General features: G+C 73.1%; 17 protein-coding genes. 7 read left to right on the top strand and 10 right to left on the bottom strand.

Annotated features, from left to right (window positions below; all coding sequences use genetic code 11):
- The first annotated feature begins 115 nt into the window (after positions 1 to 115).
- Positions 116 to 1,309 carry a threonine aldolase family protein gene (locus ACIQUR_RS15450; protein ID WP_403664063.1) on the top strand — a complete coding sequence of 398 codons (1,194 nt, stop codon included), beginning with the start codon at positions 116 to 118 and terminating at the stop codon, positions 1,307 to 1,309.
- Positions 1,310 to 1,503: 194 nt separating this feature from the next.
- On the top strand, positions 1,504 to 3,066 hold the full coding sequence (locus ACIQUR_RS15455; protein ID WP_403664066.1) for a M28 family metallopeptidase: 1,563 nt from the start codon (positions 1,504 to 1,506) through the stop codon (positions 3,064 to 3,066).
- A 45-nt stretch (positions 3,067 to 3,111) separates the two neighbouring features.
- On the opposite strand, the gene ACIQUR_RS15460 is transcribed toward ACIQUR_RS15455, so the two are convergent.
- Positions 3,112 to 4,059, bottom strand: a complete 948-nt coding sequence (locus ACIQUR_RS15460; RefSeq protein ID WP_403664858.1) for an SAM-dependent methyltransferase — start codon at positions 4,057 to 4,059, stop codon at positions 3,112 to 3,114.
- Positions 4,060 to 4,214: 155 nt separating this feature from the next.
- On the opposite strand from ACIQUR_RS15460, the gene ACIQUR_RS15465 reads away from it, so the two are divergent.
- Together ACIQUR_RS15465 and ACIQUR_RS15470 are read left to right on the top strand one after the other, a co-directional pair.
- Positions 4,215 to 5,420, top strand: a complete 1,206-nt coding sequence (locus ACIQUR_RS15465; protein WP_403664069.1) for a sensor histidine kinase — start codon at positions 4,215 to 4,217, stop codon at positions 5,418 to 5,420.
- A 3-nt stretch (positions 5,421 to 5,423) separates the two neighbouring features.
- On the top strand, positions 5,424 to 6,104 hold the full coding sequence (locus ACIQUR_RS15470) for a response regulator (RefSeq protein WP_403664072.1): 681 nt from the start codon (positions 5,424 to 5,426) through the stop codon (positions 6,102 to 6,104).
- Positions 6,105 to 6,177: 73 nt separating this feature from the next.
- Here the strand turns inward: ACIQUR_RS15470 and ACIQUR_RS15475 are convergent, their stop codons facing one another.
- From ACIQUR_RS15475 to ACIQUR_RS15485, 3 genes are all read right to left on the bottom strand, one after another.
- Positions 6,178 to 6,789: a hypothetical protein gene (locus tag ACIQUR_RS15475; RefSeq protein ID WP_403664075.1), complete on the bottom strand. Its 612-nt coding sequence runs from the start codon at positions 6,787 to 6,789 to the stop codon at positions 6,178 to 6,180.
- A 170-nt stretch (positions 6,790 to 6,959) separates the two neighbouring features.
- Entirely contained in the window at positions 6,960 to 8,402 is a 1,443-nt protein-coding gene (locus ACIQUR_RS15480) for a PH domain-containing protein (protein WP_403664078.1), read from the bottom strand.
- Entirely contained in the window at positions 8,399 to 8,911 is a 513-nt protein-coding gene (locus tag ACIQUR_RS15485) for a PH domain-containing protein (RefSeq protein ID WP_403664081.1), read from the bottom strand. Before ACIQUR_RS15485 ends, ACIQUR_RS15480 begins: the two co-directional genes overlap by 4 nt.
- Positions 8,912 to 8,966: 55 nt before the next feature.
- Between ACIQUR_RS15485 and ACIQUR_RS15490 the strand changes: the two genes are divergently transcribed.
- Positions 8,967 to 10,109 (top strand): NADH-quinone oxidoreductase subunit D, encoded by a 1,143-nt coding sequence (locus ACIQUR_RS15490; RefSeq protein WP_399946688.1) that lies wholly within the window; start codon positions 8,967 to 8,969, stop codon positions 10,107 to 10,109.
- 53 nt (positions 10,110 to 10,162) lie between these two features.
- On the opposite strand, the gene ACIQUR_RS15495 is transcribed toward ACIQUR_RS15490, so the two are convergent.
- A complete protein-coding gene (locus ACIQUR_RS15495; protein WP_403664085.1) occupies positions 10,163 to 11,032 on the bottom strand; it encodes an NAD(P)-dependent oxidoreductase in 870 nt (289 codons plus the stop codon).
- 124 nt (positions 11,033 to 11,156) lie between these two features.
- Here ACIQUR_RS15495 and ACIQUR_RS15500 point away from each other — a divergent pair, with 124 nt between their 5' ends.
- Entirely contained in the window at positions 11,157 to 11,729 is a 573-nt protein-coding gene (locus tag ACIQUR_RS15500; RefSeq protein ID WP_403664088.1) for a TetR/AcrR family transcriptional regulator, read from the top strand.
- A 96-nt stretch (positions 11,730 to 11,825) separates the two neighbouring features.
- On the opposite strand, the gene ACIQUR_RS15505 is transcribed toward ACIQUR_RS15500, so the two are convergent.
- The 4 genes from ACIQUR_RS15505 to ACIQUR_RS15520 all read right to left on the bottom strand — a co-directional run bounded on the left by ACIQUR_RS15505 (position 11,826) and on the right by ACIQUR_RS15520 (position 15,442).
- Positions 11,826 to 12,842 (bottom strand): hypothetical protein, encoded by a 1,017-nt coding sequence (locus tag ACIQUR_RS15505; RefSeq protein ID WP_403664091.1) that lies wholly within the window; start codon positions 12,840 to 12,842, stop codon positions 11,826 to 11,828.
- Positions 12,843 to 12,995: 153 nt separating this feature from the next.
- Entirely contained in the window at positions 12,996 to 13,976 is a 981-nt protein-coding gene (locus ACIQUR_RS15510) for an ABC transporter substrate-binding protein (RefSeq protein ID WP_403664094.1), read from the bottom strand.
- Positions 13,977 to 14,095: 119 nt separating this feature from the next.
- The gene (locus tag ACIQUR_RS15515; protein WP_403664097.1) at positions 14,096 to 14,761 is read right to left on the bottom strand and encodes an ABC transporter permease; all 666 of its coding nucleotides are present in this window, start codon (positions 14,759 to 14,761) and stop codon (positions 14,096 to 14,098) included.
- A 3-nt stretch (positions 14,762 to 14,764) separates the two neighbouring features.
- Positions 14,765 to 15,442, bottom strand: a complete 678-nt coding sequence (locus ACIQUR_RS15520; RefSeq protein WP_403664099.1) for an ABC transporter permease — start codon at positions 15,440 to 15,442, stop codon at positions 14,765 to 14,767.
- Positions 15,443 to 15,563: 121 nt separating this feature from the next.
- Here ACIQUR_RS15520 and ACIQUR_RS15525 point away from each other — a divergent pair, with 121 nt between their 5' ends.
- A complete protein-coding gene (locus tag ACIQUR_RS15525; protein WP_403664102.1) occupies positions 15,564 to 16,529 on the top strand; it encodes an ABC transporter ATP-binding protein in 966 nt (321 codons plus the stop codon).
- A 49-nt stretch (positions 16,530 to 16,578) separates the two neighbouring features.
- Here the strand turns inward: ACIQUR_RS15525 and ACIQUR_RS15530 are convergent, their stop codons facing one another.
- Positions 16,579 to 17,688 carry an alpha/beta hydrolase gene (locus ACIQUR_RS15530; protein WP_403664105.1) on the bottom strand — a complete coding sequence of 370 codons (1,110 nt, stop codon included), beginning with the start codon at positions 17,686 to 17,688 and terminating at the stop codon, positions 16,579 to 16,581.
- Between the last annotated feature and the right edge of the window lie 51 nt (positions 17,689 to 17,739).

Here is a 17,739-nt window from a genome sequence, read left to right on the forward strand (position 1 = left end):
GGCCTTCCGTTCCAGTCCGCGGGGGGTACCGGACGATACGTCGCCATGCTATCCGCTGGGCCGGACGCCGGATTTTCCGTGGCCGGGGCCGCCCGGGCGGGAGATCATCGCCCCTATGACCGATCGTGTGGACGACGCTTCCGGGCCCGTGGCGGCGGAGGACTCCCCCGGGGTCCCCGGTGACGAGGAGTGGTGGCGGCGCCGGATCGCCGCCTGGCGGGCCTCCGAACGGGTGCTGACGCGGGGTGCCGTACGCCCCACCGTCGGCGAGGAGCTGGCGGCGCTGGCCGCGCACGCGGGCGAGGTCTACGACCTGGACCTGACCGTGGACACCTACGGCGACGGGGTGGTCGCCGAGCTGGAGCGGCGGGTGGCGGAGCTGCTGGGCAAGGAGGCGGCGGCCTTCTTCCCCTCCGGGACGATGGCGCAGCAGGTGGCGCTGCGCTGCTGGGCGGGCCGTACGGGCAACCCGGTGGTGGCCCTGCACCCGATGGCGCACCCCGAGGTGTGGGAGGGCGAGGCGCTGTCGGTGGTGTCGGGGCTGCGGGTGGCGCACCCGACGACCGAGGCGCGCCAGCCGACCGCGGAGGAGGTGCGGGGCATGTCGGAGCCGTTCGGGACGCTGATGGTGGAGCTGCCGCTGCGCGACCCTGGCTTCCTGCTGCCCTCGTGGGAGGAGCTGACGGAGCTGGTGGAGGCGGCCCGCGAGCGGGAGGCGGTCGTCCACTTCGACGGGGCGCGGCTGTGGGAGTGCACCACGCACTTCGGGCGGCCCCTCGCGGAGATCGCCGACCTGGCGGACAGCGTGTACGTCTCCTTCTACAAGTCGGTGGGCGGCCACTCGGGTGCCGCGCTGGCGGGCCCGGCCGCGCTGGTGGAGGAGGCCCGGGTGTGGCGGCACCGGTACGGGGGCCAGCTCTTCCGGCAGTTCCCGCAGGCGCTGGCGGCGCTGGTGGGCCTGGAGCGGGAGCTGCCGAAGCTGCCGTCGTACGTGGCGCACGCCAAGGTGGTGGCCGAGGCGCTGCGGGAGGGCTTCGCCGAGGCGGGGGTGCCGTGGTTCCGGCTGGTGCCGGAGGTGCCGGCCACGCACCAGTTCCACGTCTGGCTGCCGTACGAAGCGGAGCGGCTGTCGGAGGCCGCGGTGCGGCAGGCGGAGGAGACCCGGACGACCCTGTTCGCCCGGTTCTTCCCGGGTGGTCCGGTGCCGGGTGTGTCGCTCACCGAGGTGACCGTCGCGGAGGAGGCCCTGGCGTGGTCACCGGCCGAGGTGCGGGCGGCCGTGGGGGAGTTCGTACGCCGGATCGGCTGACGTTTGCGCCCGAACTGTCCAGTACCGGGTGCGCTCTTGTCACTCCCGTAACAGTGTCGACGTACCGCTATCTGGAATTCATAAACCGGAATCAGTGAAAACTCTGGCCAGAGTGGCGGGTTGATGTCTAACGTGCGTCCACCACTCCCCCCACACAGTGCGCGCTTCCTCCTGCCTGTCGTGAAAGGACCTCCATGCCCTCACGCCGTATAGCCGCAGCAACCGCCGCCCTGGCAGCCGCGGCCCTCGTCTCCCCGCTGCTCCTCGCGGGTCCCGCCGGCGCCACGCCGGGTGCGGACAGCCCGAGCTGGGCCAACAAGGGGGACGCGCTGGCCAGGAAGCTGGTCAAGGACGCCACGGCGAAGGACGCCTTCAAGCACCTGAAGGTCTTCCAGTCGCTCGCCGACTACAACAACGGCACCCGCGTGGCCGGTTCGAAGGGCCACGAGCAGTCCGCCAAATACATCGAGGCCGTGCTGAAGGCCGCCGGCTACAAGCTCTCCCGCCACGAGTTCGACTTCGTCTACACGGAGACCCTGGCCGAGACCCTCAAGGTGGTCTCCCCCGCCGAACGCGACGTGGCCATCAAGCTGATGACGTACACCGCGAGCGGCCCCGAGGGCGGCGTCACCGCCGGCCTCGCCGTGGCGCCCGTGGACGCCGACAACACCAACGGCTGCGAGCCCGGCGACTTCGCCGCCGGCTCCTTCACCGGCAAGATCGCCCTCATCAAGCGCGGCGGCTGCACCTTCGCCACCAAGCAGGCCAACGCCGCCGCCGCGGGCGCGGTCGGCGCGATCATCTACAACAACACCGCGGGCGGCCTCAACGGCACCATCGGCGACCCGACCCTCGGCAAGATCCCCACCGGCGGCATCACCCAGGCGGACGGCGAGGCGCTGGCCGCCGAGGCCTCCGCGGGACCGGTGACCGTCACCCTCGACGTCCGCGAGCTGCGCGAGAACCGCAAGACGTTCAACGTCGTCGCGGAGACCCCGGGCGGCGACGCCGACAACACCGTCTTCCTCGGCGCCCACCTCGACTCCGTCGCGGCCGGCCCCGGCATCAACGACAACGGCTCCGGCTCGGCGGGCATCCTCCAGGTGGCCCTGAACCTGGCCAAGTCCAAGGAGAAGGTGAAGAACAAGGTCAAGTTCGCCTGGTGGTCCGCGGAGGAGTTCGGCCTCCTGGGCTCCGAGGCGTACGTGGCCTCGCTCTCCGAGGAGCAGAAGAAGCAGATCAAGCTCTACCTGAACTTCGACATGATCGCCTCGCCGAACGCCGCGTACTTCGTCTACGACGGTGACGACTCGGACGCCACCGGCGCGGGCCCCGGCCCCGAGGGCTCGGCCCAGCTGGAGAAGGGGATCAACGACTTCCTCGACTCCAAGAACATCCCGCACGAGGGCACCGACTTCACCGGCCGCTCCGACTACGGGCCGTTCATCGAGGTCGGCATCCCCTCCGGCGGCACCTTCACCGGCGCCGAGGGCATCAAGACCGAGGCCCAGGCCGCGAAGTTCGGCGGCCAGGCGGGCGTCGCCTACGACGTGAACTACCACGCCCCCGGCGACGACATCAACAACATCAACCTCAAGGCGTTCGACGTCAACATCGACGTCATCGCCGACGCGGTCGGCCACTACGCCTACGACCTGGCCCCGCTCAGCAAGCCGGTCGTCTCCGTCCCGACGGACGGCGACGCGGGCAGCGGCGGCGGCCTGCACGACGGGCACGACCACGGCGTGACCGAGTAGGACCTGTGGAGGGGCCGGTGCCACGCGGTGGCGCCGGCCCCTCCGTCATGCGCCCGGTACGTCCCCGCCCGCGCCCAGCACGTGTCCGATGCCCCGGGCCTCCAGCAGCCACCCGAAGTCCCCCAGGCCCCCGCGGGCCGTCAGCTCCGCCGCCTCGCCGGCCGCCGCGAGCGCCCGTACGTACCCCGCCGGATCCGTGCCGGCCAGGGACAGCGGCGGCCGCGCGCCCGACACCCCCAGCTCCGCCAGCGCCTCACGCTGGGTCAGCAGCAGCGCCCCGGGCCCGGCACAGGCGTCCAGCGCCACGTGGGCGGTGATGTCGCAGCTGCCGTCCGGCACCGGGCGCACCTCGCGGCCCTCCCGGAAGCCGGTGAGCGTGCCGTACGGCGGGCGGGCCTCCCGCGCGTGGGCGTAGTCCACGGCCACCGCCAGCCCCCGCTCCAGCGTGCCCGCGGCCGCAGCCCAGGCCTCGTCCCGGGACCGGCCGACCTCGGCGCGCTCTCCCTCCGGCCACCACCGCTCCAGCCACTCCAGGTCCGCGCCGGCCACCGGGTCGCCCGGGGTCTCCGTGCCGTCCGGGGCGACGAGGACGTACCGGCCGCCCTCCACCACGTCGAGCGGCACGTTGTCGAGCCACTCGTTGGCGAAGAGCAGTCCGGTGGTGCCGGCCGGCGGCTCGGCCAGCCAGGTCACGCGCGGGTCCAGCCCCGCGGGCCGCGGGGCGCGCTCGACGGCGTACGGGCGCACGCGCGCCGCCCGCTCCGGGCCCAGCGCGGCCAGCACCCCGGCCAGCAGCTCGCCCCGCCCGGCGGCCATGTCGACGAGGTCCAGCGCCTCCGGGTGCCCGAGGGCCTCGTCCACCCGCAGCAGCAGGGCGGCGACGGCCCGCGCGTACAGCGGGGAGGCGTGCACGGAGGTGCGGAAGTGGCCCGCGGGGCCCGGGCCACCGGGACGCACGTAGAAGCCGCCGGGGCCGTACAGCGCCTCGTCCATCGCCCGCCGCCAGCTCCGCACGGGTCCTCCTCCTCGCTCGGTGATCACCCCACAAAGGCTAGGTGTGCTCTCCACCTTCGGGAGTACGCGTCCGCGGGGTGGATCGCTCCTCCGGTTGACTCCGGCACCCATCCCCCTTCCCTACTCTGGGTTACGTGCAGCGCTTCTACGACTTCCTCCGCAGACACCCGACGGGCGTCGACAGCTTCTGGGCTGTGGTGCTCTTCGGGATCTCCACCCTGGAGGTCGCCTCGCTGAGCGGCAGCACGGCCCACCGCCTGCTGGCGATGGTCCCCGTGGCCGCCCTGAGCACCGTCGTGGCGCTGCGCCGCAAGCACACCGCGGCGATGCTGTGGCTGACCATCGGCGCCGGCGCCTTCCAGCTGGCCGTGGGCGTCGAGCCGCTGCTCGCGAACCTCGCCATGCTGGTCATCCTCTACACCGTCGCCGCGGCCGCCGAACTGCCGCGCTGGGTGTCGCGCACGGCCCTCGGCTTCGGGGTACTCGCCTCGCCGCTGGCCGCCGTCCGCTGGGGCTTCAACAAGTCCGATCCGGCGAACGACATCTTCCTGACGGTGATGATGATGGTGCCGTTCGCGCTGGCCTGGGTGCTCGGCGACTCGGTGCGGACCCGGCGCGCGTACTTCGCGCAGCTTGAGGAGCGGAACCGGCGGCTGGAGAAGGAGCGCGAGGCGCAGGCGAAGGTGGCGGTGGCCGCCGAGCGGGCGCGGATCGCGCGGGAGCTGCACGACGTCGTGGCGCACAACGTCTCGGTGATGGTGGTGCAGGCCGACGGGGCGGCGTACGTCATGGACGTGGCCCCCGAGCAGGCCAAGGAGGCCCTCCAGACCATCTCCGGCACCGGCCGCCAGGCGCTGGCCGAGATGCGCAGGCTGCTGGGCGTGCTGCGCACCGGCGAGCCGCAGGAGTCCGAGGACTACGTGCCGCAGCCGGACGTCGAGCAGATCGAGGTGCTGATCGAGCAGGTCCGGCAGGCCGGGCTGACGGTCGACTTCCAGGTGGAGGGCACCCCCCGGCCGCTGCCGAGCGGCGTGGAGCTGACGGCGTACCGGATCGTGCAGGAGGCGCTCACCAACACGCGCAAGCACGGCGGGCCGGAGGCGGAGGCGAGCGTCCGGCTGGTCTACTTCGACGACGGCCTCGGCCTGCTGGTGGAGGACGACGGGCGGGGCGCGGCGCACGAGCTGTACGAGGACGGCGGCGCCGACGGCGCCGGGCACGGCCTGATCGGCATGCGGGAGCGTGTCGGCATGGTGGGCGGGACGCTCGACGCGGGTCCGCGGCCGGGCGGAGGCTTCCGGATCAGCGCGCTGCTGCCGCTGAAGGGGAAAGGAAACTAGGAGATGTCCATCCGCGTGATGCTGGTCGACGACCAGGTCCTGCTGCGTACGGGCTTCCGGATGGTGCTCGCCGCCCAGCCGGACATGGAGGTCGTGGCCGAGGCGGGCGACGGCCTGGAGGCGCTGGAGGTGCTGCGGGCGACCAAGGTCGACGTGGTGCTGATGGACGTCCGCATGCCGCGGCTCGACGGCGTCGAGGCCACCCGGCGGATCTGCGAGCCGGAGACCCACCCGAAGGTCATCATCCTGACCACCTTCGACCTGGACGAGTACGCGTTCTCCGGGCTGAAGGCGGGGGCCAGCGGCTTCATGCTGAAGGACGTCCCGCCGGGCGAGCTGCTGGCGGCGATCCGCTCCGTGCACAGCGGCGACGCGGTCGTGGCGCCCTCCACGACCCGGCGGCTGCTGGACCGGTTCGCGCCGATGCTGCCGACCACCACCGCCGAGCCGCAGCACAAGGAGCTGGAGCGGCTGACCGAGCGCGAGCGCGAGGTCATGCTGCTGGTGGCGCAGGGTCTGTCGAACGGCGAGATCGCGGCGCGGCTGGTGCTGTCGGAGGCCACGGTCAAGACGCACGTGGGGCGCATCCTGACGAAGCTGGGCCTGCGCGACCGGGTGCAGGTCGTCGTCCTCGCGTACGAGACCGGGCTGGTGAAGGCCGGGAGCGGCGGGGCGGGGCAGTAACCGGGCCGGCCTCGGGCCGTCCGCACGGGTGCCCCCGGACCGGCCCGGTCCGGGGGCACCCGTGCGCCCGGGGTCAGAAGCGCTGGACGAACTCGCAGCCCGGGACCACGGTGTCGAGGCTCGCGTTGTCGGCGATGGCGATGTCGAAGCCCGAGCCGCACTCGACGCGGTCGTAGCCGAGGTTGCGGGAGATCAGGGTGTCGTTGCCGGCCCGGCCGTTGAAGGTGGTCGGGGTGGGGCCGGCGTCCCAGCCGTCGGTGTCGGTGAGCCGGTCGGTGCCGTTGCCGCCGAGCAGGATGTCCTGGCCCGACCCTCCGTCGAGGTCGCTGGCGATGGCGGTCTGGTTGTCGGCGCGGTCGTCCTCGTCGCCGAGGGTGGCGCGGATCCGGGTCACGGTGGCCGCCGTGCCGCAGCGGGCGCTGTTGGCGTTGATCCGTACGCACCCGGGGCCTGGGGTGAGGGGGCTCGCGGCGTCCGTGACGACCAGCTGGCCGGACACGGTGCTGAAGGTGACGTCGTTCGCCTCGCCCGGCAGGGCGGAGTACCGGATCTCGCTGCCGCTGCGGGTGACCAGCGACGGGCTCGCGCTGGCCGGGCCCGCCACGGCGAGGGTGAGGGCGAGAGCGGCGGCGGCCGGGGCGGCCACGCGGAGGGCGGTGGTGAGGCGGGAAGAGCGCAGGTTCATGGTTCGGTCCCTTGGTTGCCGGTGCGGATCGGGTCGTGGATCCGCCGGGACTGGCGCTACCCGGAGTGACGGTTTCGCTCATCAGATCAACACACGGTTACCACGAGTGCCGCAGAGGACCCCTCGTCCGGCCCGCCGCCGACCGGACCAGCCGCGCCCGCCCGGGGCCCTCAGGTCATCCAGCGCTCCGGACCCGCCGTCAGGCGGCCCGTACGGGAGCGGGCGGCCTGCGCGGCCAGCACCCCGGCGGCCTCGGCGGACCCACGGAGCCGGGCGGTGACCGTGCCGTTCGCGCCGTGGTCGACGTGGACGTCCGCCACGTCCCGGGCCCGCTCCCAGGGGCCCTGGGTCAGCCGTACGCTCTGCACCTTCGCGTGCGGCACCAGCTCCGTACGACGGCACAGCCGCCCGTGCCGCACCGCGAACACCTCGGGCGAGACGGCCAGCCCGTACCCCTTCCACCACACCGGCACCACCCAGCGCGCCCGGCGCCCGGGCGGGGCGGTGAAGGCCAGCGCAGCCAGGTCCACGCCGGGCAGCACCCGCGCCACCACGGCCTCGGCGGCCTCCCGGGGGGCGACCGGCACCAGCAGGCCGTTCTTCGACCCCGCCACCGCGAGTTCGACCCGCACCCAGCCGCGCCGGCGCCACAGCAGCGGCTCGACCAGCCGCACCATCTGCACCCGCCCGGGGGGCACCGTCTCGTGCGCCCGGTCCAGCAGCCCGTGGTCGAGGCGCAGCCCGTCCGGCGACTCGGCCACCGTCCAGTCGTACTCGGCCAGGAAGCGGCCGGCGCTGGCCGCCCACGCGGCTCCCAGGACCGGCAGCAGCACCACCAGCGCGGTCCAGACGCTGCTGGTGAGCCGCCACACCACGAACGGCGCGACCACCCCGGCCACCACCGACGCCACGACCGACAGGCTCAGCACCAGCGAGAGGGCGAGCTGCCCCGGCTGGACGCGCAGCAGCTCGCGCACCGGCGCCTCGCCGACCTGCGCCGCCTCCGCGGGCGCGAACCCGGCGGCCCGGGCCAGCAGTTCGGCGCGCAGCGCCCGGGCCTCGCGCTCGCCCAGGAAGGCCAGCTCGTCCTTGTCCTCCGTGCCGACCACGTCCAGCTTCAGCTTCGCCACGCCCGCCACCCGGGCCAGCAGCGGCTGGGTGACGTCCACGGCCTGGAGCCGGTCGAGCCGGATGTGCGCGGTGCGCCGGAACAGCAGCCCGGTCCTGATCCGCAGCTCCGTGTCGGTCACCGCGAAGTGGGTGAACCACCAGCTCAGGAACCCGTACAGGGCCGCGGCCGGCACCGCGGCGGCCACGATCAGCGCGCCCCTGCCCGACGAGAGGCCCGCGCCCCACTCCTGGACCCGCTCTGGGTTCTGCATGGCGAGGCCCGCCACCAGCGCCACCGGCGCCCAGGCCCGCCGGAAGGGGGTGACGGGGTGCAGCCGGCGATCCCCGGCCCCGGCCGGCCGGGGATCGGCCGGACCCGTCCGGGTCCCTTCCCCGGAGCCCGCAGCCGTCGGCGCGCCTCCCCCGGACCCCGCAGCCGTCGGCGTCCCTTCCCCGGACCCCGCACCCGTCCCCGTCCCCGTCTCCTGCTCGGGCCCCGTCACAGCCCCGCCGACCGCGCCTCGCCCAGCTCCGTGAGCCGGTCCCGCAGCCGCTCGGCCTCCGCGGGGTCCAGCCCCGGGATCCGCGCGTCGGAGGCCGCGGCGGCCGTGTGCAGCTGTACCGAGGCGAGCCCGAACCGCCGCTCCAGCGGGCCCGAGGTGACCTCCACCAGCTGCATCCGCCCGTACGGGACCACTGTCTCCTCCCGCCACAGCACGCCCCGGCTGATCAGCAGGTCGTCGGCCCGCTCCGCGTACCGCCAGGACTTCCAGTTCCGCCCCAGCACCACCCAGCCCCACACCAGCAGCCCCAGAGGCAGCAGCGCGAACAGCGCCCAGCCGGCCCCGGCCAGCACCCCCGGCAGCACCGCCACGGCCACCGTCAGCGCGCCCAGCCGCACCACGAGCAGCAGCCTCCGCAGCGTGAGCAGCCCGCCGGGCAGCCCCACCCATTCCGGCCCCGCGTCCCCCGGACGGCCCGCAGGCCCCGACCCCGTCGTCCCCGTCTCCATCCACCCAGCGTAGGGCTGCGGCAACCCGTACCGCGGGTACTGAGACACTGTCCCCATGACGGAGACCACGGTCGGCATCGGCGGCGCGGCGGAGAGCACCGACATGGTGCTCAACATCGGGCCTCAGCACCCTTCGACGCACGGCGTGCTGCGCCTCCGGCTCGTCCTGGACGGCGAGCGGATCAGCAGCGCGGAGCCCGTGGTCGGCTACATGCACCGCGGCGCCGAGAAGCTCTTCGAGGCGCGCGACTACCGCCAGATCGTCATGCTGGCCAACCGCCACGACTGGCTGTCCGCCTTCTCCAACGAGCTGGGCGTGGTCATGGCCGTCGAGCGGATGCTCGGCATGGAGGTCCCCGAGCGGGCCGTCTGGATGCGCACCCTGCTCGCCGAGCTGAACCGGGTGCTCAACCACCTGATGTTCCTCGGCTCGTACCCGCTGGAGCTGGGCGGCATCACCCCGATCTTCCACGCGTTCCGCGAGCGCGAGGAGCTCCAGGCGGTCATGGAGGAGATCTCCGGCGGCCGCATGCACTACATGTTCAACCGGGTCGGCGGTCTCAAGGAGGACCTGCCGCTCGGCTGGCTGGGCCGCGCCCGCGCCGCCATCGCCGACGTCCAGAGCCGGATGGACGTGTACGACGACCTGGTCCGCGGCAACGAGATCTTCCGCGGCCGGACCCGCGGGGTCGGCGTCCTGCGGGCCGAGACGGTCCACGCGTACGGGGTGAGCGGGCCGATCGCCCGCGCCTCGGGCGTCGACTTCGACCTGCGCCGCGACGAGCCGTACCTGGCGTACGGCGAGCTCCAGGACACCCTCAAGGTGGTCACCAGGACCGAGGGCGACTGCCTGGCCCGCTTCGAGGTGCTGCTCGACCAGACGCACAACGCGCTGGACCTCGCCGTGGCCTGCCTCGACCGCATGGAGCAGCTGCCGCCCGGACCGGTCAACCAGCGGCTGCCGAAGGTCCTCAAGGCGCCCGAGGGCCACACGTACGCGTGGACCGAGAACCCGCTCGGCCTCAACGGCTACTACCTCGTCTCGAAGGGCGAGAAGACGCCGTACCGCCTGAAGCTGCGCTCCGCGTCCTACAACAACATCCAGGCCCTGGTGGAGCTGCTGCCCGGCACCCTGGTCGCGGACATGGTCGCGATCCTCGGCTCGCTCTTCTTCGTCGTGGGCGACATCGACAAGTAGCCGGGCCCCGAGGGGCCGGGCCGCCCGGCCCGGCCCCTCGGGCCGTCAGGCGGTCAGGCCGCCGCGGGCGCCCGCAGCACCCGTACCAGGTGGGTGCTGCTGTCGGAGCCGTGACCGGCGGCGACGCCGCGCCGGAACAGCTCGGCGTGGGCCGCGAGGACCGAGGTGTCGTTCCCCGAGTCGGCCACGGTGTGCAGTACGTGCTCGATGCTGGCCAGGCACATCGTCAGCCGGTCCACCGCGCCGCCGTGGTCGCCCGCGTCGACGCGGGGCGCGTAGAACTCCAGGAACCCGCGCATGCTGTCGGCGGTGTACGTGGCGTACGGCAGGAAGTCGGCGGCCGTCAGGCCGTTGGCCTCCGCCAGCGCCACCGCCTGGAGCCAGCCGGTCATCGAGCTCCAGAACACCACCATGTTGAGCTGGTAGTAGAGCGCCGCCAGGCCGGGCTCCTCGCCCCGGAAGTCGGGGGTGGTCAGCACTTCCAGATCGGCGCGCAGGGCCTCGTACAGCTCGCGCGGACCGCTGTAGAAGGCGGAGGACTCGGGCTTGCCCATGCCCGAGGGCGGGATGTTCATGGCGCCCACCAGGTACGAGGCGCCCCGCCCGGCCGCCCACCGCGCGGCCGCCCGCACCTTCTCCGGGCTGTCGGACGACAGGTTGACCAGCACCCGGCCCGAGAGGTCGGCCTCGCCGAGCGTCGGGTACATCGCGTCGGTGTCGATCAGGCTCAGCAGCACCGGTCCCCCGGCCGCCAGCGCCTCCCCCACCGAGCCGGCCACCGTGGCACCGCGCGCGGCCAGGGGCTCCGCCTTGGCGCGGGTGCGGTTCCAGACGGTCACCTCGTAGCCGGCGGCCAGGTAGGCCTCGGCCATGGCCTGACCCATCGGGCCCAGACCGATCACGCTCACAGCTCGCTTGCCCATGACTCTCCCCTTGAGACACTCGTGAAGCACCACTAGAACGAACGCTCTATCCAGAGCATGGGGCAGACCGTAGCACAGGCTCTAGAGCGAACGCTCTATTTAGTGAATGGGGTACGCTGCGCCCATGACACTGGGGACACGGGACCGCCTGGTCAGGACCGCATCACGGCTGATGCAGCACCAGGGGTACGAGAACGCGCCGATCAAGCAGATCGTGCGCGAGGCGGAGGCCACCCTCGGCTCGCTCTACCACTTCTTCCCCGGTGGCAAGCAGGAACTGGCGGTGGCCGCCGTCCAGTTCGGCAACGAGGAGTTCGCGGCGCTGCTCCGCGAGGGTCTGGAGTCGGAGACGGAACCGGCCGAGGCGGTACGGGCCGTCGCCACGCGGCTCGCGCGGGCCCTGCACTCCTCGCAGTGGGCGGACGGCTGCCCGGTGACGGCCACCGCGCTGGAGACCCTGGACCGGCTCCCGGACATCCAGGAGGCCTGCGCCCGCGCCTTCCGCGACTGGCAGGCCATCGTGGCGGAGCGGCTGGTCGCCGGCGGGATCGCCGAGGCCGACGCCCGGCAGCTGGCCGTGACCGTCATCAACACCCTCGAAGGCGCCGAGGTGACCGCCCAGGTCACCCGGGACGAGGCGCCGCTGCACACGGCGGGCGAGCACCTGGCCCGGCTGATCGGGACCTACACGGGCTAAGGCGGGTCCGGCCCGCCGGGGCGGCGGGCGACGGGGACGCCCGAGAGGGTGCGGCGGCCGAACTCCAGCGCCCGGCCCCGCGCTTCGGGCGGGGGCCTAGGAGATCGCCGTGCGCAGGGCGCCGACGTCGATGGCCTCGGTCTCGTCGTGCGCGGTCAGGTCGATGACCTGGCCGACGGCCCGGTGCCCGGCCTCGCGCGGCTTGAACTCCGGGTCGGCCGACTCCGCCTTGTGGACCGCGAGGGCCTCGGCGCCGACCACGTCGGCCAGGTCCTCGTTCTGCACGGCCTCGATGGCGGCCTTGGCCTGGGCCGCGGTCTTGGTGCCGAAGAAGTCGAAGCCGCCCTCCACGCGGGAGGCCGTACGGGAGCCCGCGTACGGGGCGACCACGGCCTGCCGGCGGCGTTCGGGCAGCGTCGGGGCGCCGGGGCGGGCGTGCTCGCCCTCGGGTGCGGCCGGGGCGTCGGAGCCGGAGCCGGCCCCGTCTCCCGCGGTGGCCGCGGTGCCGGGCCGGGTGCCGTTGCCGCCGCCGGGCCGCGGAGCGGGCAGCGCCGCCGGGATCCTGCCCGGGCCCACCGCCCTGGTCTGCTTCTTCGCCTGCGCCTCGGCCTTGCGGGCCAGCGCGGCCATCGCCGCGTGCGCGCGGGCGTAGCCCACCGGGGTCGGGGCCCCGGCTGCCGTGCGCTCCTCGGAGGGGGCCGGCAGTTCCTTGGCGCCCGCCGGGGCCGAGACCTCGATGGCGAGCAGGCGGCGCCCCTCCAGGGCGCTGGCCCGCTCGGTCTCCGCGGTGGCGTAGCGGCGCAGCAGGGCCGCGTGCTCCCCGCGCAGGCCCGCCAGTTCGACCCGCTTGGCCCGCAGCTTGGCGTCCAGCCGGGCCCGTACCGCGCGGGACTCCTCCAGCTCGGACTCCAGCTCCGCGATGCGGTCCTCGCTGCGCCACTCGTCGCGCACCCGCTCACGGGTCAGCTCGGCGACGCGGCGGCCCGCGGCCCGGTCCCAGTTCCGCATCACGACGGCGCCGGTCACGCCGGCGGCCGAGGTGAGGGCGACCAGGAGGCGGAGGGCCACCGGTTCCGCCAGCAGCCAGGCGACGGCGGCGCTCGTGAGCGACACACCGGCGACTGTCGTGGGGGTCAGCAGCCTGTGCAGGGGCGGCGAATGGCGGTGGCGTCCACGTGGCATGGCCTGAAATTTACAGTGCGTGGGCATGCCGTGGGGTAACCGCCCGGCAATCTGTTCCCAGGCGGTTACCCCTCAGCGGAAGGGCTACTTCGCAATCAGCCCCTTCTCCGTCAGGTACGCCTCGGCGACATCGGCCGGTTTCGCCCGCTCCGCGTCGACCTTGCGGTTGAGTTCCACGAGATCCGCCGTGGTCAGGACCTTGGTCAACTTCCCGAGGGCGGCGGCGATCTCGGGACTTCCGGCATCCTTCGCATTCACCACCGGAAGGACGTTGTCGGCATTCTGCAGCTTCTTGTCGTCCTCCAGCAGGACCAGCCCGAAGGAGTCCAGCGTCGCGTCGGTGGTCGTGGTGAGAACCAGCTGGTCAACGCCGTCCTTGACGGCCTGCTTGGCCTGCGGGGTACCGACTCCCTTGGGGTCGATACCGGAAACATCGATTCCGTATGTGGCCTTCAGACCCACGGCGCAGAAGGGCCGTACCGCGCATTCGTCACCGGCCGCGATCTTCACCTTCAGCTTCGACCTGCCGAGGTCCGAAAGGGTCTTCAGGTTGTTCTTCCGGGCGAATTCCCCGCTCACCGCGAAGGCGTTCTGGTCGACCGCCCCGCCGGCCGGAAGGGCCTTCAGCCCCAGCGGGCCCGCGAGCTTCTCCAGGGCGGCCACCGTGGCCGCCACGTCACTCGACGCGACCGGCTTCTCCTCGGGTGCCTTCGGGCCGTTCACCTTGGCATTCAGGAACTCGGCGAGCGTGGCCGCGTATTCCGGCACGACGTCGATCTCGCCCTTCTCCAGGGCCGGCTCGTAGAGCTCGCGGTTGCTCACCGTCTTGATCGAGGTGCCGTACCCGGCGTCCTCCAGCACCCGGGCGTAGAGCTCGGCCAGCACGTTGGACTCGGTGAACCCGGCCGCGCCGATGACCAGCGAGCCCTTCCCGCCCGAGCCGGCCGGGGCCGAGGAGCCGCCCGCCTTGCTCTTCTCCAGGCTCTCGCCGCCGCACGCGGCGAGCGAACCGGTCAGGGCCAGCACCCCGAGTGCGGCGCCGAGCAGGCGCGTGGTCTTGGACATGAGGACTCCGATCACAGCAGGGGAACGAACAGCGGAAGGCCGGGGGCGGCGGGGTCCGCGGAGGCGCGGGAACACGGGTCTGGGGACAAGGGCCACGGGGTACGGGCCACGGGCGCGAGTCAGCGGCGGCGGTCCGGCCACAGCAGCCGGTCGCCCAGCACCAGCACCCCCTCGACGACCAGGGCCAGCAGGGCCACGAGCAGCGCGCCCGCCACGACCTGCGGGGTGTCGTACGTGGTGAAGCCGGCGGTGATGATCCGGCCGAGACCGCCCTGGCCGACCATGGCCGCGATGGTGGCCGTGGCCACCACCTGCACGGCGGCGGACCGCAGCCCCGTCATCACCAGCGGCCTGGCCAGCGGCAGTTCGACCCGCCGGAACACCTGCCCGCCGGACATGCCCATGCCCCGGGCGGCCTCGACCACGCTCCGGTCCACCTCCCGCACGCCCACGTACGCGTTCGTCAGCAGGGGCGGCACCGCGAACAGCACCAGCGCCGTGATCGTCGGGAGGTACCCGGCGTTCCGCAGCGGGGAGACCATGAACAGCGCCAGCACCGCGAACACCGGCACCGCGCGGCCCACGTTGGACACCTGCGCGGCCAGCGAACCGCCCCGGCCCACGTGGCCGAGCCACAGGCCGACGGGCAGCGCGACCGCGCAGGCCACCGCGAGGGCGACCCCGCTGACGTACACGTGCTCCGCCAGCCGGTGCCACACGCCCGAGTCCCCCGACCAGTGGCCGGGGTCACTCAGCCACCGCCAGGTCCCGGCGGGTACGGACATCGCTCAGGCCCCCTTCGCCGCACGGGTCCACGGCGTCACCAGCCGCTGCACGCCGAGCAGCAGCAGATCGGCGGCCAGCGCCAGCAGCACGCACAGCACCGAGGCGGTCAGCACCTGCGCCTTGAACGAGCTCTGCACGGCCGGCGCGATGAGGTTGCCGAGACCGCCCTGGCCGACGATGGAGCCCACCGTGGTCAGCGCCACCGTCGAGACGGTCGCGATGCGCACTCCGGCCAGCAGGGCGGGCAGCGCCAGCGGGAGTTCCACCTGCCACAGCAGCCGCCCCGGCCCGTACCCCATCCCGCGGGCGGCCTCCCGGACCTCCTCCGGCACGGCCTCCAGCCCCGCCAGCACGTTCCGCACCAGGATCGTCAGGGAGTACAGCACCAGGCCGGTCACCACGAGCGCCGCCGACAGCCCGAAGACCGGCAGCAGCAGCGAGAACATCGCCAGCGACGGCACCGTGTAGAGCAGGGTGGTCACGGTCAGCACCGGCGCCGCCCACCGCCTCCCGCGCCGCGCGAGGAGCGCGAGGGGCACGGACACGGCCACCCCGATCAGCACCGAGACCAGCGTGATCCACACGTGCTGCAACGTGGCGTCGGTCAGCTCCTGGCTGCGCGACCGGACGTACTCCCAGCAGATCCAGTCGTTCGCGACCAGGCAGTTCGGCGCTGCCATCCCTTCACCCCCCGTCTGTCTCCCGACCATAACCCCGGTCACCGACAACACCCGCGATCCTTCGCACGCGGGCAACACTCCCTTCACACGAGGCCGTCCGGGATGCGCGAGGATGGCACGCGTGATCCGATTCGAGCAGGTGAGCAAGCGGTACGACGACGGCACCACCGCCGTCGACGACCTCTCCTTCGAGGTGGCGGAAGGCGAACTCGTCACCCTCGTCGGCCCGTCGGGCTGCGGGAAGACCACCACGATGAAGATGGTCAACCGGCTCATCGAGCCCAGCTCGGGCCGGATCCTCCTCGACGGCCACGACATCGCCGACGCCGACCCGGTCGAACTGCGCCGCCGCATCGGCTACGTCATCCAGCAGGTCGGCCTCTTCCCGCACAAGACCGTGCTGGAGAACACCGCCACCGTCCCGCACCTGCTGGGCGTGAAGAAGGACCGGGCCCGCGCCCGCGCCGCCGAGCTCCTCGAACTCGTCGGCCTCGACCCCGCGGTGCACGGCCCCCGCTACCCCGAGCAGCTCTCCGGCGGCCAGCGCCAGCGCGTCGGCGTGGCCCGCGCCCTCGCCGCCGACCCCCCGGTGCTGCTCATGGACGAGCCCTTCGGGGCGGTGGACCCGGTGGTCCGCGAGCGCCTCCAGAACGAGTTCCTCGCCCTCCAGCGCACGGTCCGCAAGACGATCCTGCTCGTCACCCACGACCTGGAGGAGGCCGTCCGGCTCGGCGACCGGATCGCCGTCTACGGGCAGGGCACCATCGAGCAGTTCGCCGCCCCCGCCGAGGTGCTGGGCTCCCCCGCCACCCCGTACGTGGCCTCCTTCGTCGGCGCCGACCGCGGCCTGAAGCGGCTGGCGGTCACCCCGGTCGGGCGCGCCGACCTGGAGCCCGCGGACCCGGGCGACGGCGTTCCGGGCGTACGGATCCCCCTGGGCGCCTCGCTGCGGGAGGCGCTCGCCCTGCTGCTCCAGGAGGACTCCGGGCGGGTGGGGGTCACGGATCCCGGCTCGGGCGCGCTGGTCGGCGTACTCACCCCGCTGTCGGTGCACCGCGCGCTGCGCCGGGCCTCGGCGGACGCCTGAAGCCCGGACACCGGGGCCGGGGCCCGGGCCCCGGCCCTGGATGCGGGCCTCAGGCCTGGATGCGGCCGCTCATCCACACCAGCATCGGCGGTATCTCGCGGCGCCAGGTGTTGAAGTTGTGGCCGCCGCTGTCGAGGATGATCGACGAGACGCGGTCGGGGGACTTCACGTCCGCGATGAACTTCTTCGTGTCGCCCAGGTTCCCCTCGCCCGTCTCCGAACTGGTCACCAGGAACGAGGTCTTCGCGGGCTGCTTCGCCTTCAGGCTGGTCAGCAGGTTCGCCCGGGCCCGCAGGGCCTTGTCGCCGTGGAAGAGGTCACCGGTCGTCGGGTCCTCGGCGGCCTTGTAGTACGCGGACAGGCCCGCGGCGGCACCGAAGGTCTCCGGGTGGTGGATGCCCATCTTCAGGGCGCAGTAGCCGCCGGTCGAATTGCCGATGAAGCCCATGTTCCGGGCCTCCTTGCCCACCCGGTACGTCTCGGTGACGGCCTTGGGCAGGTCCTTGGCGAAGAAGGTCTCGGTCTGCGGGCCACCGGGTATGTCCACGCACTCGGTGTCCCGCGGCGGCGCCACCGTCGGCCGCAGCATCACCAGGATCATCGGCTGCATCTTCCCCGCCTTGGCCTGCTTGTAGGCCGTCATCGGGTAGTTCAGCCCTTTGATCAGGTTCTCCGCGGTGCCCGGGTAGCCGGTCAGCACGATCGACGCGGGGAAGTTCTTCCCCGCGTACTGCGGCTGGAAGTACTCGGGGGGCAGGTAGACGTACGCCGGGCTGGTGATCTTCGACTTCTCCCCGGCGACGACCACCTTCTGTATCTGGCCGCCGACCGCCGGCCGGGCACCGCCCGGCACGTCCAGCTTCTGCGTACCGACGACCTTGATGTCCTTGCTGCCGGCCGAGTGGTCGACGACCACCCCCGGCTCCGTCTCCTGACCGAGCAGATCGGCCCACGAGCCGTAGAACAGGAAGGACTTGTTCGCCGCGAGCCCCACAGCGGAGAACAGCGCCAGCTGCGTCGCGAGCAGCAGCGCCACCCGGCCGAGCACCGCACGCCACGTGCGGCCCGACAACCGCGGCCAGAACCAGACGGTCGCCGCGAACAGCAGCACTCCCGCGGCGACGGCCAGCGCCAGAACCGTATTGCTGGTGAGACCCATGATGCAGTCAGCGACTTTCTGAAGGCGGGACGAGTTTTTTCTTCTTGCGTC

The sequence above is a fragment of the Streptomyces sp. NPDC101132 genome (genome assembly GCF_044759225.1).
GTDB lineage: Bacteria > Actinomycetota > Actinomycetes > Streptomycetales > Streptomycetaceae > Streptomyces.